The 22,470-nt window shown below is 46.3% G+C and carries 19 protein-coding genes; all 19 read left to right on the top strand.

The window, feature by feature from the left end; genetic code table 11:
• Nucleotides 1-16 precede the first annotated feature (16 nt).
• The 19 genes from OB236_RS16635 (at nucleotide 17) to OB236_RS16545 (ending at nucleotide 22,307) form a co-directional block, all read left to right on the top strand.
• Nucleotides 17-223: a hypothetical protein gene (locus OB236_RS16635; protein WP_262684985.1), complete on the top strand. Its 207-nt coding sequence runs from the start codon at nucleotides 17-19 to the stop codon at nucleotides 221-223.
• Nucleotides 210-1,244, top strand: a complete 1,035-nt coding sequence (locus OB236_RS16630; RefSeq protein WP_262684984.1) for a CgeB family protein — start codon at nucleotides 210-212, stop codon at nucleotides 1,242-1,244. The genes OB236_RS16635 and OB236_RS16630 overlap by 14 nt, the downstream gene beginning before the upstream one ends.
• A gap of 40 nt (nucleotides 1,245-1,284) precedes the next feature.
• Entirely contained in the window at nucleotides 1,285-2,433 is a 1,149-nt protein-coding gene (locus tag OB236_RS16625; RefSeq protein ID WP_262684983.1) for a GT-D fold domain-containing protein, read from the top strand.
• A gap of 64 nt (nucleotides 2,434-2,497) precedes the next feature.
• Nucleotides 2,498-3,946: a glycosyltransferase family 2 protein gene (locus OB236_RS16620; protein WP_262684982.1), complete on the top strand. Its 1,449-nt coding sequence runs from the start codon at nucleotides 2,498-2,500 to the stop codon at nucleotides 3,944-3,946.
• A 273-nt stretch (nucleotides 3,947-4,219) separates the two neighbouring features.
• A complete protein-coding gene (locus tag OB236_RS16615) occupies nucleotides 4,220-4,510 on the top strand; it encodes a hypothetical protein (protein ID WP_076231955.1) in 291 nt (96 codons plus the stop codon).
• Nucleotides 4,511-4,559: 49 nt separating this feature from the next.
• Nucleotides 4,560-4,913, top strand: coding sequence for a restriction endonuclease subunit S (locus OB236_RS16610; protein WP_262684981.1), 354 nt, complete (start codon nucleotides 4,560-4,562; stop codon nucleotides 4,911-4,913).
• Nucleotides 4,910-5,266 (top strand): hypothetical protein, encoded by a 357-nt coding sequence (locus OB236_RS16605; RefSeq protein WP_262684980.1) that lies wholly within the window; start codon nucleotides 4,910-4,912, stop codon nucleotides 5,264-5,266. The genes OB236_RS16610 and OB236_RS16605 overlap by 4 nt, the downstream gene beginning before the upstream one ends.
• A 58-nt stretch (nucleotides 5,267-5,324) precedes the next feature.
• Nucleotides 5,325-5,711 carry a hypothetical protein gene (locus OB236_RS16600; protein WP_262684979.1) on the top strand — a complete coding sequence of 129 codons (387 nt, stop codon included), beginning with the start codon at nucleotides 5,325-5,327 and terminating at the stop codon, nucleotides 5,709-5,711.
• Nucleotides 5,712-5,928: 217 nt separating this feature from the next.
• Nucleotides 5,929-7,149, top strand: a complete 1,221-nt coding sequence (locus tag OB236_RS16595) for an S-layer homology domain-containing protein (RefSeq protein ID WP_262684978.1) — start codon at nucleotides 5,929-5,931, stop codon at nucleotides 7,147-7,149.
• Entirely contained in the window at nucleotides 7,149-9,833 is a 2,685-nt protein-coding gene (locus OB236_RS16590) for a CARDB domain-containing protein (protein WP_262684977.1), read from the top strand. The genes OB236_RS16595 and OB236_RS16590 overlap by 1 nt, the downstream gene beginning before the upstream one ends.
• A gap of 61 nt (nucleotides 9,834-9,894) precedes the next feature.
• Entirely contained in the window at nucleotides 9,895-13,875 is a 3,981-nt protein-coding gene (locus tag OB236_RS16585) for a DUF5011 domain-containing protein (protein WP_262684976.1), read from the top strand.
• A 131-nt stretch (nucleotides 13,876-14,006) separates the two neighbouring features.
• Nucleotides 14,007-16,040 carry an adenylate/guanylate cyclase domain-containing protein gene (locus OB236_RS16580; RefSeq protein WP_262684975.1) on the top strand — a complete coding sequence of 678 codons (2,034 nt, stop codon included), beginning with the start codon at nucleotides 14,007-14,009 and terminating at the stop codon, nucleotides 16,038-16,040.
• 18 nt (nucleotides 16,041-16,058) lie between these two features.
• Complete coding sequence (locus OB236_RS16575) at nucleotides 16,059-16,898, top strand: sensor histidine kinase (RefSeq protein ID WP_262684974.1); 840 nt, start codon at nucleotides 16,059-16,061, stop codon at nucleotides 16,896-16,898.
• On the top strand, nucleotides 16,895-17,566 hold the full coding sequence (locus OB236_RS16570) for a response regulator (protein ID WP_262684973.1): 672 nt from the start codon (nucleotides 16,895-16,897) through the stop codon (nucleotides 17,564-17,566). Before OB236_RS16575 ends, OB236_RS16570 begins: the two co-directional genes overlap by 4 nt.
• An 82-nt stretch (nucleotides 17,567-17,648) precedes the next feature.
• Nucleotides 17,649-18,302, top strand: a complete 654-nt coding sequence (locus OB236_RS16565; protein WP_262685000.1) for a YcnI family copper-binding membrane protein — start codon at nucleotides 17,649-17,651, stop codon at nucleotides 18,300-18,302.
• A 223-nt stretch (nucleotides 18,303-18,525) separates the two neighbouring features.
• Nucleotides 18,526-19,002, top strand: coding sequence for a large-conductance mechanosensitive channel protein MscL (mscL, locus tag OB236_RS16560; protein ID WP_262684999.1), 477 nt, complete (start codon nucleotides 18,526-18,528; stop codon nucleotides 19,000-19,002).
• A gap of 46 nt (nucleotides 19,003-19,048) precedes the next feature.
• Nucleotides 19,049-19,912, top strand: a complete 864-nt coding sequence (locus OB236_RS16555) for an AraC family transcriptional regulator (RefSeq protein WP_262684972.1) — start codon at nucleotides 19,049-19,051, stop codon at nucleotides 19,910-19,912.
• Nucleotides 19,913-20,068: 156 nt separating this feature from the next.
• Nucleotides 20,069-21,106 carry a zinc-dependent alcohol dehydrogenase gene (locus tag OB236_RS16550; protein WP_076236873.1) on the top strand — a complete coding sequence of 346 codons (1,038 nt, stop codon included), beginning with the start codon at nucleotides 20,069-20,071 and terminating at the stop codon, nucleotides 21,104-21,106.
• A gap of 64 nt (nucleotides 21,107-21,170) precedes the next feature.
• The gene (locus OB236_RS16545) at nucleotides 21,171-22,307 is read left to right on the top strand and encodes an alginate lyase family protein (RefSeq protein ID WP_262684971.1); all 1,137 of its coding nucleotides are present in this window, start codon (nucleotides 21,171-21,173) and stop codon (nucleotides 22,305-22,307) included.
• Nucleotides 22,308-22,470 lie beyond the last annotated feature (163 nt).

Genomic DNA, 22,470 nt, shown 5'->3' with positions numbered 1-22,470 from the left:
GAAAAAGCAAACATTCATGGAGAATACGAAGGCGAGTAGGCTCAGGAATTTCGAGGACTTCAAGGAGCTTAAGAAATTCAAGGATACGAAGAGGTTCAAGGATCACGAAGGCTTCAAGGATTATAAAGAAACCTATAGAGAGTATGAGCGCGGGCTTTCGCCAGGGCTGGAAAACAGCTTATCCGCTTGGCCTATCCGAGGGGTATCATTTGGGAAGCTGTGAGACGGTCATACGCAGCAATCAGCGTAAGGAACCTCTGCGAACCAGACAGTGGCGGCTTATGTTTGTCGTTTCCGGGCAGGGAGATCCCTATGCAACGATAGAACGCGGACTGCTGCTTAGCTTGCATGAGCTTGTCTCTGAGCTGCGAGTAGCTACTCCTTTTGATGATGTGGCCTTAATAGCTCAGACTATGAAGCCTGACCTCGTGCTCGTGTTTAATGGTATGGATTATGTATCCGCCGAGACCATTCAACTGCTTCGTCAGCGAGGCCATCGCACGGCTGTCTGGTTCACGGATGATCCTTACTACGCCGATTTGTCCGGAGCGATTGCTCTGAACTACGATATCGTGTTTACGCAGGAGTTGAACTGTGTTGAATGGTATCGCGGCCTTGGATGCCCAAACGTCCACTTTATTCCTTTGGCGGTATCCACACATATATACAAGCCTCAGCGAGTTGCTTCCGAGTTCCATAATGATATCTGTTTTTTGGGAAGCGGCTATCGCAATCGCATCACCTTATTTGATGCGATCGCTCCGCTGCTGGCATCGAAAAAAACGTTAATTGCCGGCAGGTGGTGGGAACGGCTGGAGCACTATTCGCTGCTGCAGCCGTTTATTCGTGGAGATGCCGCTTGGCTGACAAGTGAGGATACAGTCAATTGCTATGCGGGTGCCAAGATCGTTATTAACTGTCATCGCGCTTTTGATGATGATGAGATCAATGCCAATCAGCGAAGGATACCAGCAATCTCACCCAATCCGCGCACGTTTGAAATTGGCGCTGTAGGAACCCTTCAACTAGTCGATGCCAGAGGAGGACTGGAGACATTTTATACACCGGGTGTGGAGATCGAGACGTTTGCTTCCCCGGAGGAGCTTGCCCATAAAATCGAGTATTATTTGCAGAATGAGCAGCAGCGCAGACGAATAGCGTTGAACGGACTGGCACGCACAGTGCGGGAGCACACGTATAGCTCACGGCTTCAAGAGCTGCTGCATGCTGCCTTTCTATCATGAACAGCTGCACACAATGTGACGATGATGAGGTGTTGAAACTATGAAAATAAAGGTAAAACGAAAGGTTAGTAAGCAGCCTGCAGGGGGTAAAACATCTCCGTATGGCAAGCAGCTCCGAGGCACGCATAAGTCGACATTCAAGCTGAAGAGGAAGCTCGGTGGAAAACGTAGTAAAGATTTAAATAAAACAGGGAGAAGAACCCTCAGCAGAGGAAAAGCGGATATTACCAAACGGTTCAGTCCGTCCATAGTCAATCAGATGCTGGATGATTCGCATTCCAAGGGCTATCAGTCCGGATATCAGGATGGCCAGTCCAAGAACTCCAACAGCCTGATCCACGAGCGGATCCACGAGCAAAGCTATAATCAAGGACACCGTGATGGACATAAGGAAGGCTTGTATGCAGGAGGCGACGGAATTGTCGATTCGCTGCTGCCATTCGATGCGATTCTACCTGAAATATCAATCAGACATATTATTGAAGCGGGGATCGGGCAGATGCATTCACAATTTTTTATTTTGCAAAATGCAGAGCAAATTACTCATCGTTTGCGTCATGCACTGGATACCAAAACTCCCTTTTCCCTTGTGCGCATTGGGGATGGCGAAGTATTGACGATGGCGCAGGAAACCATACTCAGCATTGATCAGGTTAAGGAGGAAGGGAAGTTTCTCAGCTATGCCGGAGTCGATGTCCCGGATTTGGCGGCAAGAGATCAACTTATTAGCTCCTTGAAGCAGGCGACGGTGGTTGGCATTCCGAAGCTTCGTAATTTCACCTATCAGCCTATGGCTTTCCAAGCGCTGCGCGCGCATGGTGTCGACTACCATAACTTGAGCCTGACTCACTCCCTTGTCAACTATTATATTTTTAATGAAGGACGACTTGCAGGACTGTTACGGGGAAGTCGGATACTGCTTGTAGGCAATATGGCAGAAACGTTATCTACTGTCTTGACGGAGCAAGGTATGACGGTTAGCGGTATTATTACTCCGGTACATGGAGTGAGGGATATTCCGCGTGTGATGGCGGAGGTATCCCGTCATGACTTTGATCTTGCACTTATATCAGCAGGGGTGTCAGCAGTCACGATAGCACAGCGAATCGCAACCGAGATGGGCAAGGTCGCTATCGATTTTGGCCATTTGGCAGATGAGCTGGCAACCCGCAAAGAAACCTTGTACTGAAACAGCGGGCTGTAGAGCCCAACTATACAAACATCATACCAACCGGAAGGAGGTCATACTCCGGATGACCAGGGGACGTAAAAAGGCTGTAAAAAAGCGGAAAACCGTTCTTACGGTAAGGAGAACCAAACGTTCTTCGCGCAAGCGGAAAGCGCCATTGATGAACAGGAAACCGCGACGTAAATTGAAGATGGCCAAGGTATCTGCTCGTTACAGGTTGGGATATCTTGCCGGTTATCAGGCAGGCTATGGTATCGGTTATCCTTCAGGTGTTACTGCAGGTGCAGCTTCTTTCACCGTTATGTTCGAGGGCACAAGTATCATTATCCCGACCTTTAATCAAGGTGAGCTGCTGCGGCAGTGCATCGAAAGCATCAGTCAGTTTACACCTGAGCCTCACGAAATCATTGTGATCGACAACGCTTCAACCGACAATACAGCAGACTATCTGCGGACGATGGCAGGTAAACTCCGTTACCGGATCAATCCGGATAATATCGGCTTCGCCGGTGGAGTGAATCAGGGTATGAAAATGGCCAGAGGGTCCAGGCTGCTGCTGCTCAATAATGATACAGTGGTTACACAAGGCTGGTTGACTAACCTGCATCGCTGTCTCGATAGTGACGAACGATTCGGCCTGGTAGGTCCCATGACGAACTATATTAGCGGGGAGCAGCTGGTTGCCACCTCGTATACATCGTTGGAGGAAATGCACCGTTTTGCTGCAGAATTTAATCGACCCGATCCGCTTCGCTGGAAAAAAACAGCTCGGATCACCGGTTTTTGTCTACTTTTCCGAAGGGATTTGTTCGAGCGGCTTGGTTATTTTGATGAAGGCTTCCTGATCGGGAATTGTGAGGACGATGATTTTTGCCTCAGGGTTCGGCTGCTTGGTTTGGATCTTGTGATCGCAGGCGATTCTTTTATTCATCATGTCGGCAGTGTGAGCATGAAGGCGCTCGGTTCGGAGATGGGAGAGGTATATGGACGTAATCTTGACTATTATGCTAAAAAATGGGGGAGTGTGGACCAGCTCATATCTGAAATGGAGGGCTTGCCTGCCAATGGAGAACGGAGATCGATGATTCATTACTACCCGGATCATGCCGTTGTGCAGGGAAGCCGGGGTACTGTCTATGAGCTGCATGCTGGCGTACGTCGCCTTTTGACGGGAACGGATAGTTTGCCAGTATCCCCAGCCCGTCTATCGCATGTGGAGCTGAGGGGATGTATACGCGGAAATGGGATACATGCTGATGAGGTTCGTAATCGTGCTCATGCAATGGCTGATCCAAGCTCAGGCGTGCAGGAAGGGACTCTGCTTCAAAAGCGGGATGGACAATTGTTCCTTCATGAGGGCGGGCGGCTGAGAAGAATTGTATCCGAGCTTGCTATATCAGTATGGGGATTCGATCGCCAAAAGCCGGTAGCTGTGAATGACTCTCAGTTAAGCAGCATGCCGATAGGACTGCCAATTATTGCTCCAATTACGCTGAGATCGGACAATATTTAAGATTTGGGCAGTGGAAATAGTGGCTTTCCTAATTACTTTGGCATAGGCTACAGGAGATACCGTGCGATTGTGAGAAGTCCATTTTTTAAAAGATTGCTCTAAGCAGCTTCTGATGATATCCGATTTTCTTAATTAGCTTTTCAGCGAACAGCTTTAAACAATGCTAACAAAGTTAGCTTCCCTGTAAAAAGTTCTGCGATAGCTTACGAAGGAAGTACTAAGTAAATGCTAACGAAGTCAGCTTCCTATGGAAGCACTGAGGAGGGGTAAAGGGTGCAAAATCAAATCACGGAGATGATTCATCATATGGCCAACTCGCAGGAGCAAATGGCCAATATCATTGAGGCAAAGCGGCATGTGGTTGTTCATTTATCATCGCTTAATCATCAAGTCTCAACAGTAGATCCGAACCTTGGCGAAATTCAGTCGCTGATGGAGCACTCTCTTCTTATTACAAAAAGTGTTACCGCCTATTTAAATAGCTTGGCCGATTTAGAAGATGCTTTGGCGGAAAATTTGAGCAGTGTGATGAAGGAAATGGGAGATCAGGCTGCTGACGAATAAATCGCAGACCATCTGGTAGTATACATTGTACAGTTAAGGAGGTAGTGCTTTGAGCAGACCGGAATCGTTTAATCGGATGATGACAGCAGCGGCCAAGTTCCAATTGAATATAGCCATAATTTTGGAAGCGAAGGCGATTGAAGCAGTAAAGTCGCGTCATTGGATATGTAATCGTCTCAACCTCTCTGCCTATGAGGATCATGCTCAGCAAGTGAAGGAAACGATGGATGTTCATGATCAATTAATCGAGCTGATTGACGGACTTACGAAGATGGAAAGTGCACTGGCCAAAAATCTCACCATTATTTTAAATCAAAAAGAAGAGGAAGATATGTTGGGCGGCTCTGGTTCCGGCGGCGGTGGTATGGGCGACTTGTTCAATCTGGGTGGGAGCCTCAAATGACGGACCGGCCCAACGCTCCAGCCTATACCCATGAACAGCGCATACAAATGCATATGCTAACCTCAATTGCGAGAAGTCAGCGTGCGCTTACCCAAATGCTAGAAGCCGTTGCAGACCTTACCCAGAAATCTGCAGATGCTCACATCAGTTCTGAGAGCATTACTATGAACCCGAAAGAGACCGTACAGCGCGTTGTTGACAATATTCAGCAGATCAGTAATTACCAACGACAGCTTACAGCCAAAATTACCGGAATTACAATTCGGCGCAGAGTACGAGTTCGAGGACATAATGGCAAACCATGGCTGAACCACGAACATGTAACGGAATTACGCCAAGGTATACAGGAATAGAGATGAAACAAGGAAGATCAAGGGAAACAGTCTGAACTAGAGGGGAGGAACACTGGCAATGGGAGTGACTGCATCCAGAAAGCGTCGATCCGTTCGCAAACCGCTCACAATCAGCAAGCACATCCGTGCTAAGAAATCGGTTTCCAGCCGAAAAAAAGCAATCGGTAAAAAAGTCTCTGCCCCAAAAACTGCTTCGACAAAAAAGGCAATCGCTGCAAAAAAAACGGTGTTAGGCCGCTCTGGAAAGCGACTGAGCAGGGGCAAAATCCGTACTTCCAGACGCAAGGTCAATAGCCCTAAAGCCGGCCCGCATAAAGAGGCAGCGTATAGTGAGGAGTATAACAAAGGCTTCAACAGCGGGTACGAGGAAGGATTTAAAGTAGGCCATGCCAAGGGCTCTGAGAATGGCTTGGAGCAGGCTTATGGTGAATTGGATCCCAAGTAACGGATGGAAACTAAATTTTACTGTTGCATAAATAATCCAAATTCTTGTATAATCGAACTATTGCAGGTAAATATTGGATGATGACAAATAAATTCATAATATTATGTCGGAAGCACCGCCATTCGAGGTTTTTTTACCTTAGGTTTGGGGTGCTATTTTTGTTTAAATCCTGGTTTCCACAAATACATAATCGATACCACAATGGAGGCAATATCCTATGAAACTATTAAAATCGTTAACAACCTTTACTTTACTAACAGCATTCACCGTTTCGCTACCTACAGCTACGATCCATGCAGCTGCCTCGATTAACTTTAAAGATATTCGTGGACACTGGGCAGCATCAGATGTCCAAATTGCAGTGAAAAAAGGCTATGTCGACGGATATGCAGATGAAACCTTTAAACCGGAGCAAAATGTGAGCAGAGCTGAATTCATTAAAATGGCAGTTACAGCTATGAGCTTGAAGACGTTAGCGGCACTGGACAAACCATGGTACGAGCCATTTATCGAGTCAGCTGTAACGAACGGAATCCATCGCTACGAGGACTATACAAGTGGGGATGTCAATACACCCATCACACGAGAAGAAATGGCCAGGATAGCCGTTAGAAGCGCCGGAGAGAAGAACACAGACGTTTTAAAGTGGATGTATTTGGCCACCAGCAAAGGCATTATCAATGGTTTGGATAATCAAGGAACGATCGGTGCGGATCAACCGACAACGAGAGCGCAGGCGATCACGGTTATTGAACGGATGTTGAAGCTTAAAGCTGGGGAAAAGCTGCCGTCGGACAAGTATGCGACTTCGGCGGCTGAAGTTGCTTGGCACAAGACGAATGTGTATACAATGGCACCTGAATATTTTGGGTGGGGAGCTCAGCAAGGAAACGTCCTGGATTTTAATAAGCTTCGGTATGAAGACGCTAATGGATATTTTTCTGAAACTGAAAAATACATTGTCGTAGATATGGGTGATCCTACTGATCCCAATCGCAAACTGATTCCGGAGAATATGCGGTGGATAATGGCCGTTGGAAATGAGCGTACATTCCCTCAAGACGTTCCGACTAACGCTTATGCGTTTCTGTCCTTTGATCATTTCTATGTAGAGCTTTCAAAAAGGGAATTCTTTCAATATTCATACTTGGATGTAGCTAGCATATATGCCACAGGTGATAATATCGGAAAAGACGGACTGCTTATAGATGTCACACCGTATGCTCAACAGGTTCAATCTGGTTTGCAAGCTGGAAATACAGTTTTACAAGCAGGTGCTCACGATGTAAGATTGGTGACCGGGCAATTGGTACCGAAAATGAAGGGTAAGGATGGAAATGGTTTCAGTATCTATAAACGACCAGCACAAAGCCTGGGTGAATCTGGAAATCCCATTGTGTATAAATCTCGTATCGACCATTCTTTAGTAGGCAAGTAATGGTGAAAAGACTTTTCTATATTATTGTATTCTTTTCTCTCATCCTTCCCGACTTTGAATTTTTAATCGATACGAACAAAGCTCAAGCTGCTGGACAACAGATAGTACAAGTGGTCGATTACGATAGTAGCGATATGCTCTTTACCATGCCAGATGGTAGTTCGTATGGTTCCAAGCTACAAAGTGTCACTCCGAAAGAAGTCACTATCCTTAATCCTTCGGGTGATCCCATTTCTAAGGTTCAATTGAGAGATGCCAATACTCATTCAGTTTTGCAAGATATGGTTCTTGTAAGCGGGAACAAATATAAAGTGGCTTCGCCTTTACAACAGCAAGGTCAAATTATGGTTGCTACTAATGATTACGTAAAGCTTAACCCAGGTTCCTTCGAGTGGTTTAGAGATCCAAACCAAAAAGTATGGATGTTCGATTATGATGACTCTGCGGCAGATGGGGGACAAACACACCGTTTTTACAGGAACGATACCAATAAAATTAATCCGGCTCCACCGCCAGTTTCATGCTTACAACATAAACGAGAAATGCCTTATGGATCAACACTTCCAGCGTATCCTTCTGGATATGAATCTACGGTGCAGTATTGTGATAGTGCCTATGATTACAGAGAAGGTACTTTGCCCTTAATGGAATTAGATGTAATGGGAACCTCCTCATTAACTATTAATGCAACGGATGCCGTCCATTTGGAATTCAATACTACCGACTTCCAACTAGATTCTGCTGGAACCCTTAAGGCAGCAAATATAATAGGGTTATCCACGGACTATCTTGATATCCCAACCATGAAATATCGCTTTAACTTTACTACGATTTTCTCAACATACCGGGATAGTGAGGTCTCAGATGGCAGCGACGGTAATGGTGTTGTTTTACGATGGTTAAGCAATTGGATGATCAAACTAACCGGCTACGTCTACAAATACCCCAAACTGGAAGCCGTAGCCTACACAGCAGCACCTACAGCCAAAGTCGATTTAAGCGTTCCCACCTTAACCGGACCTTCCTGCATCGAAGCAGGCAAAAGTGCAACCTTCAAGTATTCAATCACGAACAGCGGCCCAGCTACATCCAGCCCGTTTAAAGTCAAAATTTCAGCAGATGGAGTGGAGATTATTACCCATACGTTCAATGGGATCGGAACAACCACGGAGGATGGGACGTTTACCTATCAATTTTCAGCTCCAGGAACGAAGGGAATCACAGTTCTCGCCAATAGCGACAATTCATTGGATGAGGAATCGACTACTAACAACACGAAAACCGAGTCCTTTACGGCTTCAGCCAATTGTAATGGTGGCGGAACCGATCCCGGAGGCTGCAGCTTGGGCGCAGGCTGTCCCGGAGAATGGAAAGGAACCCTAAAGGTCCATTACCCAACCATCGAATGGAAGAATCCCAATGATTTTAACGTCACACTGACAGATCCGGCCAATGGCTGCACAGCCGTTACAGGGAGGTTTCGAGTCTCGCAGGGCAATAATGCATACGCATACGGCTGGACGCCTATTGTTGGTGGCAAAGATACCATAGGCTTTGCGTGGCAAATGGCGGGGTCTACGAGCTATCCCGGTAATATCGGAGCTGGAAACGTTATCGTCATGTATGACGTCGAGGATAGCTGCGGCCGAATATCGTTGATAGGTCCCGAACCTTTTGAAATTATCAAAGTCGCAGGTGCCCCTACTGTTCAAGTGGATTGGTACAAAACCAGCACAGGAGCGAAAACGTCCAGTGTGGTACAGGATGATTATGTTTTTGTAAAAGCAGCAGCCACCGATAGCAAAAACGAGAAAGTGACACTGAGCTGGACATTCACAGGGAGTACAAGCTGGCTTGCAGGATTACCAGCTTTCATGGGTTGGACCTCACCATTAAACAAGATGCAGTATTCAAATATAACGGCATCTGTCAAAGGTACCCACCAAGTTTGCGTAACAGGAACCAATGAATCAGGCATAAGCGCTAAAGCTTGCTCATACCTGGATGTCATCGGTCCTGAGCCTGTTGCTGTCATTGATGTTGGCGGCTGGCTGAAGGAAGGCCGGAGAATTGAATTATCCGGAGAAAAAAGCAGCAGCCCAAGAGATATGGCGTTGACGTATGCCTGGACGATAGCACCGATAGCCGGACAAACAACAGGGACACAAGCAGAAATTGAGTACATCCAGCCGCTATCAGGGAAACTCAAAGATTTTAAAACACCCAAGCTCGGAAATTATCTGGTTACGCTTGTAGTCACAGACACAGAGGGCCTTACAGGATCAGCGACCAAAACAGTAGAGGTTAAACCAGATTTGCCTCCTATTGTCGATATTGCAGGTAATAATAAAGCAGGACGTGATATAGCAAATCGAGGATTGGCAACCTTTACTGTACTTGGAACCGGATTAAGCGTAGATCAGGATATCATCGTGAAGCGATTATGGTCATTTGCCTATGATGGCAACAATGATGGCATTTTTAATGAAGGGGAAACAGCTGAAATCGATGAGGATAGTTTGGTGATAGGGGCTGAGTATCCGTATACGTCCGGTACAGAATCCTTCCTCATTGCGAAAACCGGAGTTCATATCGTGGAGTTGAGAGGTCAGCATGTAGGGAAATTTAATATCAAGCTTCGTGTGGTTGAGGCACCGGGACAACCCACGGATCTCGTACATTAGTTAATTTTAAAAGGTGGGATAGCATTAGCCCACCTATTCAGCATGGATAGGAGGGGCATTATTGACTCGAATATGCACAAACAAATGGATAAACAGCATCATGATCGTTCTTGTATTCTTCTCAATTTTTATAGATTCATTACCTATTGAGGCGATTGGAGATAGTGCAACGAAGAATTTTCCGGTAGAGGTGAACAATGACAATCCGGTTGCCACCTTTACAGCTACAGGTATTGCCACAGAGCCCATGCCTATCAATGTAACTCCTTTCCCGGCGTCCGATTTTATGAACTGGACGAATACCAGCTTAGATAAGTCATGGATCAACAATGGGTGGTATGCATCTGCTGATGGTCGATTAATAAGCGCTAGGATGGGCAATGGAGAGCATAGTAAATTCTCTTTGCCTATAGGAGCCGAAAATATGGGTCTTGATCCAAAGGAGATTAAATTACCGTACGGTGTCATGCCTGAATATTATTTGGGTCAAGGTGAATATGTGAGTAGCAGGACATCTACAGATACAAATTATGGTAAACATTATCTACTAGGAGATACGCACGATCCAATACCACTGAGCCCATTTGCGCTTAATGGTAGCCCTCCATCGATGTATGTACGCAAAGATTTAGGAGAAATTATGTTCAGAACTACAACTGGACCAAGGCATATAGTTGGGGATATGTATCAATATAATGAATATTGGTGGAGGTACCGTATTGATGATCTGCTTGCATTAAGAGCATCGGCATCGGCATCTGGAAGTTTTTTGGTAGAAACCAATGCAGGTAGACCATCTTATATGGGCGCACGAGGAACATTTAGTAATGGGGATGAGCTTGGTCGCTATGCCCGTATGCGGTTTAATTCAGATTTCAAGGAAATTAATCTTACTACCAGGACAATAAAATCGTTTAAGCCCGACAATATGGCGGCTCCTTATAAGACGGAATCATTTGACAATATTCCTGCTGAGCCCAGATCAATTCCATCTAACTTGCCTATGAATGGCTATATGGCGTATCTACCTGACGGCTATGATGCTATCTTAGGAACGTCCTTTGCCAGTGGGACTAAGCGAAGTGTTGATGACGAGGATATCGGGTATTGGGCACCTGCTGGAGATCCGAAAGGCAACTATTATACTTTAATGAGAATTAACAATAAGCCACATTTAATAAAATGGGATGCTGAAACTGGATTTCCTTCTATTGTTAAACAAATTGTAGCTCATGATTATATCAATGGATTTATCGGAGGAGGAGTATCAGCTGATCAAAAATATGTTGGTTTATCCTATTGTTGGCCTTCTGATTATGAGACAAATGCTGGTTGTAATTACTACTACGAAAATCTGAGTACAAGTGCAGTAACGACAACAAAACCTGCAGATTTCTTCGAATGGTCGGAAGGCACAAGTACCTCTGATGGTTACAAAGATTATACAACCTATAAGAACGGCTATGGAACACACCGGATTACTGGCAAGACGATTGACCTTGTTTCCGGGGTTGAAATTAATCCACAACCTCGACTACCTACTAGCAGCACAAGGTATATTGGAGGTTCCACGACTAAAGCTGGAGTCGAATATTCGATATCCTACGGCTACAAGCCAAGCACTGGACAATCCCCATACAGCAACGAACCTATTACATTCGGCCAACTGTTCAATCCTTCGTCTCAACAGGTGCTCAACGGTACGATTTCATGGACAATGAAGTTTGCCAAGCTGGACGGGCCCAATTATCATGCGGGTATGGGATTCCGAATTCAAAATCACCAAAATATGTATAGAGTCGAAGTATATAAGGACAATGTACAGCTGTTTCGTATCGTAAACGGCAGGAAAACCGCAATTTCTCAACCCGCGAGCCATTACTTGGCGAATGAACAACAGGTAGCTTTCAAAATTAAAATTACAGGCACACATATTAAGGTCTATGAAAAAAATGGACTCATCATCGATGCGGTGGATAACACGTTTACATCTGGTACGCTTGGTCCGTATTCAACAGCCGATAATACCGAATTTAAAGGCATTAGTTATATGTGGTCAGAGTCGGATCAGAGCTACGATACACCAGGCGCTGCTATCGTCAATACACCCATTACGTATGAAACTACCTTTGACGATCCGGAAAGGGATGCAATGTATGCACCAGGAACACAGTGGTACATTGACCACGTAGATCCTAAACGATTCCTAGAGTACACATGGGCACCTTATGATGCGGATTTCGGCTTATCTTCGATGCATGGTCAAACCGTTCTCAATCCCGTTCCACAGTTCGATAAGGTTGGGCTATATAAGCTCAAATATCGGGTACCGGACAATCCAAGGCCCGACAATGCCGCTTTTAATTCATATCGCAAATATTCGGAGGATTACGAGCAATATTTAATTGTTCATCGTATACCTGAAGCACCATTTACCCTGCATATTGAACCGGATGGAACGGTAGGCTGGACGGACCTGAGTTTTGATCCAGACCGCTGCTATGCACACGGCAATTGTCAGCCAGACTTTGCAGCCAACAACGGGATTTATGCCAAAAAGTTTTACTATATCACCCCATCTGGAGTGAAAAAAGATAGCAAGCTTGTCAGACCCTTAGAGGGTGGGGAATACACCGTTGCTATGGCTGTTCGAGACGAAAATAAAGCTTGGTCGGATTGGTACGTTCAGACCATCCAAATCGATCAGCCGGTAACTCCGAATCATCCACCGACGGTATGGCTAACTTTCCCGAATGGAACCTACGCCGATCCTTCACACGTTTCGCTGCAGCCTACCTTGACTTGGAATCAGGCTGATATCGATCCGAACACGATATTTTCTACATTCAATTTATGTGTGTACGATGTTTCGAATAATCCGGTAGAGTGCGTCACGAATCGCGATATGAGTACGCCCTTAACAAGCTGGGCATGGACGATGGAAGCCCAACTATCGATGGGACAAAAATATTCTGTCCAGGTGCAAATCAGCGATGGAGAATCGTGGTCCGATTGGAGTAACATCGGCTGGATGTCAACGAACAGTCCACCATCTGCCTATATGACCTTCCCTTACGGAACGCAAGCTGCTCCAAACATCGTGAATACGCTGCGGCCCGAGCTAACCTGGTATCAAACCGATCCGGATATCGGGTACGTCCTGTATTGGTATGAGATCCAGATAACAAACGAGGCCAATGATGTGATGATTTACGATTCGGGGAAAACGTGGCAGAATACGACCTCAACAACCGGGAGAATGACAGTTCCCGTTGATCTGCCAACCGGGCAAAAGATGCGGGTTAGAGTCAAGGTGTGGGATCAATATGGGGCTGAATCGAATTGGTCACCGCAAACATGGATGATGATCAATCGGCCGCCACACGCAGATTTCGATTGGACGCCTAAGCCAGCTTTTGAAGGGGATACCATTACACTGATCAACCAATCGACCGATCCTGATGGGGACCTGCTCACTTTTCAATGGCAGATCGAGGGACCTGATTACCATTCTATCCAAGTCACGACGAATGCATTGATTCCAGCCGCTGTTACGGATTATCATCCCGGCGATTATGTGGTGACGCTGACAGCAACAGACCCTTATGGTGCTTCCGATACGGTGACCAAAATTGTGCAAGTGGGCGATTTGACCGTGGAAGGATTTGTTCGTCATACCACGCAATGGGACCTGAATCGCAAAGCCTACAACCGATTAAAATCAGGAGAGGATGAACGTCCTCGGCCGGTGGAGGTGTTTTGGTCAGGAGAGGCTTTTGTGCTGGAAGCCAAGACGAATGAAAAGGCATCGCAGGTTCATGCGTCCATGACCTATACAGAATTGCAAAGCGTGCTGACATCTACTAATTTAACCGATTGGACAGCACAAATGTATCGGAGTGATTTTGAAAGCTTACCTGATCAGGAATATACATTTCAATTCAGGGCGGTTTGGTCGAATGGACATGTGGAAACAGCAGCTCGTACAATTAGGGTGAGCAATCCATGGACGGAATTCATCAGCAGTGTGAGGAAAGAATAGACAATAAATGTTATTGTAGTCTGAAGTTCATTTTGTTGCGTTATACCGTATGAAATTGAAATGATGAAGCTTAGTTCCAGACTGTTGTATGGTGTATAATGGAAAGAGCGCGATTGACGGAGGGAAACAAGATGCCACTGCCTGCCCAAAGACACGTATACGAACAAGAATATGCTTTATCACGAGACAAAGTGTGGGAGCTGCTGAGCAACACAGAACATTTAAATCGGGTCATTGGACTTTTTCCGATTCGTTCTACCTCTTTTCATTTTCACAATACCGATTTTTTTCAGGAGCTGTCTGCCAAGGTAGCAGGGGTTGTCCCCATGCGCTGGAAGGAGCACCCATTTCAATGGGTGAAACATGTTCGTTACGATGTAGTTCGCGAATATCGCGGCGGGCCGCTAAAGCGTTTTTGGGGCGGTATTGAGCTGGAGGATGCGGATACTGTGCTGCCTGATGGCTCCAGGGCCACCAAGGTTAAGCTGTTTGCTGAATTTACACCTGCGAATGTGCTTGGACTTGCAGCTATACCGATTGTGGGAGTCAGCTCGATGCGCAAAACATTAAAATATTTACAAACCTACTTGCAGTTAAAGGAGCACGAAAAGGACCATTTGCTGCCCCAGCAAGCTGCAAGCTATAAGGTAAATACGGAAGAGCTTGATCGTCTGCTCACTGAGCTTCAGAAGATATCAGGGGATTCCGGTATGAGTGAGCGCCTTCGGGAGCATTTGTTGATTAGTGGAGACGATCAGGTGATAGATATGCGTCCCTTCGAGCTGGCGAAGAGCTGGGATATGGAGCGGGACGCGCTGCTGCGCATGTTTCTTTACGCGACGAAGCTTGGCATTACCAATCTAAGCTGGCACCTGATCTGTCCGAATTGCCGAGTATCCAAAGCTGGTGCAGAAACAATGTCAGGACTCAAGCCTCAATATCATTGCGATTTTTGTGGAATCAATTACGAGGTTAATTTTGACAAATATGTGGAGCTGTGCTTTTCCGTACATCCTAACCTGCGTCGTGCGTACAAACAAATATTTTGCGTTGGCGGTCCGTCGATTACGCCTCATATTCATGTACAGCTGGAAATAGCTGCTGGTGAGGAAGCCGTGTTCGCTTTTCCTGAGGTACCTGAGCTGTTAAAACTGCGGGTTTTACGCTCGAATCAAATGGTCTCGATGGTTCGTCAGCAAGTGATATCACAAGTGAAGCAGAACAACATTGCCTATACAGAGTCTCATGAAAGTTGGAGGGAGCATCCAGCCGATCTGGCTAGCCGTCAAGTGGCTGCTGCTCGTACTGATGATGGATCTGTTCAATCGCGGCTGCAGATGGAGCTTCTATATGACGAACATGGTTGGGCGATTCCGACCATAGAGCAGCCGCTACCAGGTACTCCAATAAAGCTTGTAAACCGCAGCAGCCAAAATGTGATCGTTGCGTTGGAAAAGGCTGATTGGGAGGACACGACGGTAACGGCGTCCAAGGTGACGACCATGCACGAATTCCGCAGTATGTTTTCATCAGAGGTTTTAGCTCCTGGTCAGCAGGTCGGGATTGAAAATGTAACGATCTTGTTCAGCGACCTGCTGGGCTCAACGGCATTTTACGAGCAGGTCGGGGATGCGCATGCTTATGGACAGGTTAGAGATCATTTTGATTTTCTGATAAGCTGGATCAATGAAAACAAGGGAACGCTCGTAAAAACGATTGGTGATGCAGTGATGGCTGTGTTCGAGTATCCGGAGAATGCCGTCAAGACGGCACTGGATGTTCAGACACATGTGGACGAATTTAACAGGAAGCACCCTTCGGAAACACCGATTATCATCAAGATGGGCTTATATCAAGGCCCGGCAATCGTCGTGAACTCCAACCAGCTACTTGATTATTTTGGTCGGACGGTCAATTTGGCAGCAAGAACTCAAGGCCTGAGCGTAGGGCGGGATGTCGTCATCAGCAAGGAATGCTCGGAGCGACCAGGTGTACAAGCGTTACTATCATCTTATCAGGTTCAAATGGAGCAGTTCGAGCAAAAACTGAAAGGGATCGATGAAGTCATCGAGCTCACGCGTGTGCAAATTAAGGCAAAAGCGGTAGAGGCTTACGTTGAAGATGGAGCATACATACGTAATACCTTATATGGAGATAAAAGCTAAAAAAGTGAGTTGAATGTGATGTCCTTTGGCAAGCTAAAGCTATTGGCGATTATGGTGCCACCGTTAATTATCGGCAGCTTTGAATATATTCGTCATGATTTTTTATTGTCCGAATTATCGATGGAAGCAGGCAACTTATATATTACTTTCCTGACGCTGCTGCTATCCTATCTGTTCGCCACGTGGATGTTTCACCGTATTGACCGCACCAATGAGCGTCTGGCTGCAGAGCAATCGCGGCGGGCTGTTTATGAGGAGCGTGAGCGGCTTGCGGAAGAATTGCATGACAATATTGCGCAAATATTGTTTTTTCTGAACGTACAGCTTAAACAAGGCAATATTCAGGAAGCACGATCAGCCGTCACGGAAATCGATCAGCATTTGCGTCAGGCTATTTACAATCTTCGTACGGCACCAGAGGAGGGGGCTACCTTCAGTCAGCGTTTGAGTACGTGGCTTGAAGAATGGAGTGCGCTGAGTGGTATCCCCGTGGAGCAGCATGTCGATATACAGGAGCAAAGTGTGCCCCCATCCGCGGAAGTGCAGCTGTTTGCGATCATCCGCGAAGCGTTTACGAATATTCGCAAGCATTCACAGGCTGATCATGTGGTGATCGATTTGCGAATGACGGGCCGCGAGCAAGGCTGGAAGCTGGAGATTCGAGACAATGGGATCGGAATCAATCAAAATTACGACGATACGGACAATCTGCAGCAGGAACAGAATCGTTATGGGATTAGCCTCATGCGTAAGCACGCTGGAGAGCTAAACGCGGAATTGAGCGTAAGGAAGTTGGAGCAGGGAGGAACGGAGCTGTGTGTCACCGGGCCTCGAAGACGTGGGGGTAAAGTTGAATGAACTATCGTGTAATGATTGCGGACGATCATCCGTTGGCGCGTAAAGCGATTCGTCTGCTGTTGGAGCAGGAAGCTGGCTTTGAGATTGTAGCCGAGGCATTGGACGGTGAACAAGCCATCGAAATGTGCAGTAAGCATCAGCCTGACCTTGTTCTGATGGATATTCGAATGCCCGTAATGAGCGGTTTGGAAGCAACCCGTAAAATCAAACAGCTGTATCCGCATACGCGAATTGTGATGCTGTCCGTTTCCGATGATGTTGCAGATCTATTCACGGCCATCCAGAATGGGGCACAGGGCTATCTATTAAAAAATATGGACCCGGATGAATGGATGGTTTATTTGAAGGGGCTGTTGGATGACAATAGTGAAATTTCACGCGGGATGGCGGATCGGTTATTTCAATTGTTTCGTTCCTCCTCCAGACAGGCGGAATCCTTGTCTAAGCCAAGCGGCCTTTCTCCTCGGGAAGTAGAGATCTTGTCCTGCGTATCAAGTGGGCAGAGCAATAAGCAAATCGCCGAGCAGCTCATCATCACTGAAAATACAGTCAAAAATCATATCAAAAATATATTGGCCAAGCTGGAGCTGGACAACCGTGTACAGCTTACGGCGTATGCGATCAGGCACGGATTGACACATTTTAGCCAAAATAATGATAACAAATAGCCCAGTTGAGTCATACCCAGGATATCTTAGATAGATTACATTGATACTAAGACAAATGATGCCTGAGGGGACGAAACGAATGATGAAAAAATGGAATGTCATGTTATTAACCGGACTGTTAATCTCAATGTTGGGAGGCGGGGTTGCGAGCGCTCATGTAACCGTACAACCACCTACAGCCGTACAGGGCAGTTACGAAAAGTTTGCCGTGCGGGTACCTTCCGAGGATAAAGAATCGCCAACCACCAAGATTGAAGTCAAATTTTCGGTAGATGCGGTGTCGATCTCTCGATTTGAGCCAAAGCCTGGCTGGAAGTATGATTTGGCCAAGGATGCATCCGGCAAAATTACAGGCGTAACCTGGACGGCAACAGGAGATGGATTGTCTCCTACGGAATTCAGTGAATTTTATATGCAGGGTAAGATAGCCGACAATGCGACCCAAATCGTATGGAAAGCCTATCAAACCTACAAAAACGGTACCGTTGTTGAATGGATAGGCGCTGAAGGTGCTGACAAACCGGCTTCGATCACCAAGGTTAGTGCCAAGCCGTCCGGAGCGGCTGCAGATAGTCATGGTAATACGACGGCAGCTCCTGCCGCGAATAGCACAGCGGCTCCAGCTGCTGCAAGTCCAACTGCGGGTGCTTCACAAGCACCGCTGTATGTATCCATCGCAGCACTGGTGCTAGGACTTGTCGCATTGATTCTTGCCGTATCGAAAAGAAAAGCTTAAGTTCTTACAAATAAAAAGCGAATAATTAACCATTATATGTAAATAAACTCCTAAATCACAGAATAAGTGGTTTAGGAGTTTATTGTTTATGCGGCTGTGAACATATACATCCTGAGTCTCTCTGAAGGGTCGCCTCAATCAGAGATTGCTCGACCTTCCGCGAAAAATCAGTTATGATAAAGAAAAATGTCGTGGAATGAGGAATACGTGAATGGCATCCAAAATTATTAAAGAATTTAAAGAATTTGCACTAAAAGGGAATATGATTGAACTGGCGATCGGGGTTATTATTGGGGGTGCTTTTGGCAAGGTAGTCACTTCCATTGTGAACGATATTGTCATGCCACCTATAGGACTTTTGCTTGGCAGAGTAAACTTTAGCGAATTGTTTATCAGCTTGAATGGTACTCATTATGATAACTTGGCCAAGGCGAAGGAAGCGAGTGCGCCTACTTTAAATTATGGACTTTTCATCAACAATGCACTTGATTTTCTGATCGTGGCAGCAGTGATTTTTATAGCTGTGAAGCAGTTAAACCGTCTTCGCAAAAAGCAGGAGAATCAGCCCGCACCGAAAAAGCAGACAAAGGATTGCCCTGAATGCTTATCGGAAATTCCCGAAAAGGCTGTTCGCTGTAAGTATTGTACGGCTAAACAGGAAGTACCTATGTCCGATAGGAGACCCGAGCTAACCAACTGATTGCGATCCCCTTTGAACTTCGATTGCTATAGGAGGAACGCGTAGAATGATTAGTTTAAGAGATTCTCAGCTGCAGCTGCTGTGGACGGCACGGATTGATTACGCCGAGGGCAGTCGGGTGGATGCTCATCAGCATGCGGATTATGAACAGTTGTTTATTGTACTTTCGGGAGCGGGAGTTGTCCAATCAGGTGCTGAAAGCAGCGTGATCAAGGAGGGTTCGGCTTTTTTGTTCAGGCGGGGCGTTTCGCACAGCTTTCAATTCACGGATGAGACCGTTACTCTCGACTTTAAATTCAGGCTGCTGGACCAGGCTATTCTAGATGCCTTAATGAATGTACAAGCCTGCTGCTTATGCCAGGGAACTCATTTGTCAGAGATCAAACAATGGTACAAAATGTCGCTGCAGCGACTCAAATATCCGGATTCGGTACTGCCGCTGCGGATCGAAGCTGGTTTTAAAAGCACATTGGTATCACTATTATTGGGGAATGCCACGGCGCAACCTCTTGATTCCACAGTGCTGGCGAATATAGATGATGATGAACCAATAGCCGCTTATTTGCGATTAAACCTTGCCGAGAAAATAACGCTTGATCAGCTATCCCGGCGTTTTGGCTATAATCCGAATTATTTAATACGGATTTTCAGTGTCAAAACAGGTCTCACCCCGATCCAATATTTACAGGAAATTCGTTTGGAGAAAGCTACCGAATATTTGGAATTCACAGCGCTGCCGATAACCGAAATCGCCGAGAGGGTCGGCTGGTCGCTGCCTTATTTCAGTAAAATGATCAAACAACGCGTAGGACTTTCACCCTCACAATATCGCAGGTCCTTGTTGAATGAGGTAGGTAAGGATATTGTTCTGGAGCAGAATTTTGAAAATATTTGGCGAGTTGAACACTAATCATCGGTCCTTCCGTCTGAGACGGAAGGTTTTTTTTGCAAAAGTGAGGATTGTTATAAAACTGCTGAGGATCTGCCATATTCGATCTGAGTGGACTGCTCTATAATTTATAAGAGAAGTAGAGGTGAATCTGCAAGACAAAAGGAGAATGGGCAGATGGTTAGAAAAATGACGGTTCCACCGATGAAGCTGGTCGATTATGAAGGCGAGGGTACACAGCTGTGTGCTGTTGTGGAAGAGATCGGCAATATTACGCTAAAGAGAGCGTTGATCCCGGAGCCTGCAGAGGGTGAAGTCAGGGTTAAAGTGAAGTGGGTCGGGATTTGCGGCAGCGATGTGGAGGTGTTCCGCGGAGCCCGTGAGCCTGAATTTATATCGTATCCAACTCGTCTTGGTCATGAGGTTGCAGGCGTAATTGATAAGGTAGGCCCAAATGTAATCGGTCTCAAGGTTGGTGACCATGTAGCGCTGCGCTATATTTGGGGTGCTTTTGCAGAATATGTATGCTGCACGCCATTTTCGGTAAAATCGCTGCCCAAAGAGCTGCCTTTAATCGAAGGCTCTTTAATTGAAGTGCTGCCAGGCATCATTCACGCAGCAGAGCTTGGGGATATATCACCGCATAAAAACGTATTGATCACCGGTCAAGGCGTCAGCGGCTTGGTAATGACACAAATCATCAGCTTATACAGTCCTCGCAATTTGGTCGTAACAGATCTGTTTGACGAAAAGCTGGCACTGGCGCGCAAGTATGGGGCGACTCACACGTACCGAATTCCTTCGCCGGATACGAATACAATGGATATTGTCGGCAAAGATTTCCCTGATGGTTTTGATGTTGTGATTCCTTGTCTGCTGGAGGGAGATGGGATGGTGGACGCTATTAACGCAGCAGGTCAGAACGGACGTATCGTGATGTATGGCTGTATCGGTACGTGCCACAAGCCGGTCGACTTTTTCAAGGTTCACAAGAAGCGGTTGGACATCCTTTCGACCGAGCCTAAGCGGGATATCGATAACCGTAATTATTTTGACAGAGGCCTTCAGTTAGTGCTGGATGGATTGGTTAATACGGAGGAAATGATCACGCATGTCGTGAAGCTGGAAAATATAGCGGAGGCTTTCAAGCTGCGCAATGAGCATAAGGGCGATACGATTCATGTGATGATCGATTGTGAAACATCATCCCAATAGCACCGAGGTCGGATGGATGCTGTGCTAGCTCATCTTATTTAATTACTAAGGAGTGAACAAATGCATGATGATAAATAAGTTAAGTGCTTCGGCTGCCACCCGCAGTGAGCGACTATCCCTGTTTGATCTTGGATGGATTACGCGGCATGCCGATCAATCTTTACAGGCTGACCCGATTCATCTTACAGCTGCTGTTGCCGAGAAGAGTGAGGGCAGCGTTCATGATTATTATTCGAATGGCGACTATTGGTGGCCAAACCCTGAGACTGCGAATGGGCTCCCTTACATACGACGTGACGGAGAGAGCAACCCGGATAATTTTGATGCGCATCGGTTGTTACTGCGTCAGATGAGAACCCATACTGCCAATTTGGCTGCAGCCTACGCGGTGACGGGTAACGAAGCTTACGCAGCGAAGGCCGTTCAATTTCTTAAGGAATTTTTTCTCGATGAAGCTACACGTATGAACCCGAATCTCTTGTATGCACAGGCAATTCCCGGGATTTGTTCAGGTCGAGGAGTGGGGATTATTGATACCTTGCATATCATCGATATTCCGCCTGTGATCGAAGTATTGAAAGCAGCACCCGCAATGACGGAATCCATCTACGAAGGTTTGAAACAGTGGTTCGCGGATTATTTGGCCTGGATGACCACACACGAGAACGGGATTCAGGAAATGAATGCAGATAATAATCACGCGGTTTGCTGGTTTGTACAGGCAGCGGCTTTCGCATGGTTTACCCACAATGAAGAAGTGCTGGGCTTTTGCAGACAAAGGTTTAAGGAATCGCTGCTTCCCGATCAGATGGCGCCAGATGGGAGCTTTCCGCGCGAATTGGCCAGGACGAAGCCTTATGGATATGCGATTTTTGTGCTGGATAACCTCGTTACCCTATGCCACATTCTTTCGACACCGGAGGATAACCTGTGGTCCTTTAAGTTATCTGACGGACGTGGGATCAGCAAAGGATTGGCCTACTTATATCCGTATCTGAATGACAAGGCATCCTGGCCGTATCCTCCAGATGTTGAGCACTTCGAAGGCTGGCCAGCCAAGGTCTCATCGCTTTTGTTCGCTGGACTTGCGCTTCATGAGCCCGCATATATTCAGCTGTGGGACCGTTTGGATCCCGATCCAACCGACATGGAGATCCGCCGTAATATTGCTATTCGCCAGCCGCTGTTATGGTTAATATGATGAACATGTGTCTGTAATTAGGTGTGTATATGGGTTGAATGTAAGCTCTAAATATGTACGAATAGCGATCCTTGCAGCCACTTTGGCTCAGGGTTCGCTTTTTTGTGACAAATTTATTATTTATAGCAGAAAATATAAACTTTTTTTCGAGTTCATTCGTCAT

Source organism: Paenibacillus baimaensis (genome assembly GCF_025567575.1).
This window is presented reverse-complemented; position numbering and strand designations above follow the sequence as displayed.

Coding starts and splice junctions, on each gene's coding strand:
- OB236_RS16635 (WP_262684985.1), top strand. CDS start 17: ATGGAGAATACGAAGGCGAGTAGGCTCAGGAATTTCGAGGACTTCAAG.
- OB236_RS16625 (WP_262684983.1), top strand. CDS start 1,285: ATGAAAATAAAGGTAAAACGAAAGGTTAGTAAGCAGCCTGCAGGGGGT.
- OB236_RS16620 (WP_262684982.1), top strand. CDS start 2,498: ATGACCAGGGGACGTAAAAAGGCTGTAAAAAAGCGGAAAACCGTTCTT.
- OB236_RS16605 (WP_262684980.1), top strand. CDS start 4,910: ATGACGGACCGGCCCAACGCTCCAGCCTATACCCATGAACAGCGCATA.
- OB236_RS16600 (WP_262684979.1), top strand. CDS start 5,325: ATGGGAGTGACTGCATCCAGAAAGCGTCGATCCGTTCGCAAACCGCTC.
- OB236_RS16595 (WP_262684978.1), top strand. CDS start 5,929: ATGAAACTATTAAAATCGTTAACAACCTTTACTTTACTAACAGCATTC.
- OB236_RS16590 (WP_262684977.1), top strand. CDS start 7,149: ATGGTGAAAAGACTTTTCTATATTATTGTATTCTTTTCTCTCATCCTT.
- OB236_RS16580 (WP_262684975.1), top strand. CDS start 14,007: ATGCCACTGCCTGCCCAAAGACACGTATACGAACAAGAATATGCTTTA.
- OB236_RS16575 (WP_262684974.1), top strand. CDS start 16,059: ATGTCCTTTGGCAAGCTAAAGCTATTGGCGATTATGGTGCCACCGTTA.
- OB236_RS16570 (WP_262684973.1), top strand. CDS start 16,895: ATGAACTATCGTGTAATGATTGCGGACGATCATCCGTTGGCGCGTAAA.
- OB236_RS16565 (WP_262685000.1), top strand. CDS start 17,649: ATGAAAAAATGGAATGTCATGTTATTAACCGGACTGTTAATCTCAATG.
- OB236_RS16555 (WP_262684972.1), top strand. CDS start 19,049: ATGATTAGTTTAAGAGATTCTCAGCTGCAGCTGCTGTGGACGGCACGG.
- OB236_RS16550 (WP_076236873.1), top strand. CDS start 20,069: ATGGTTAGAAAAATGACGGTTCCACCGATGAAGCTGGTCGATTATGAA.
- OB236_RS16545 (WP_262684971.1), top strand. CDS start 21,171: ATGATGATAAATAAGTTAAGTGCTTCGGCTGCCACCCGCAGTGAGCGA.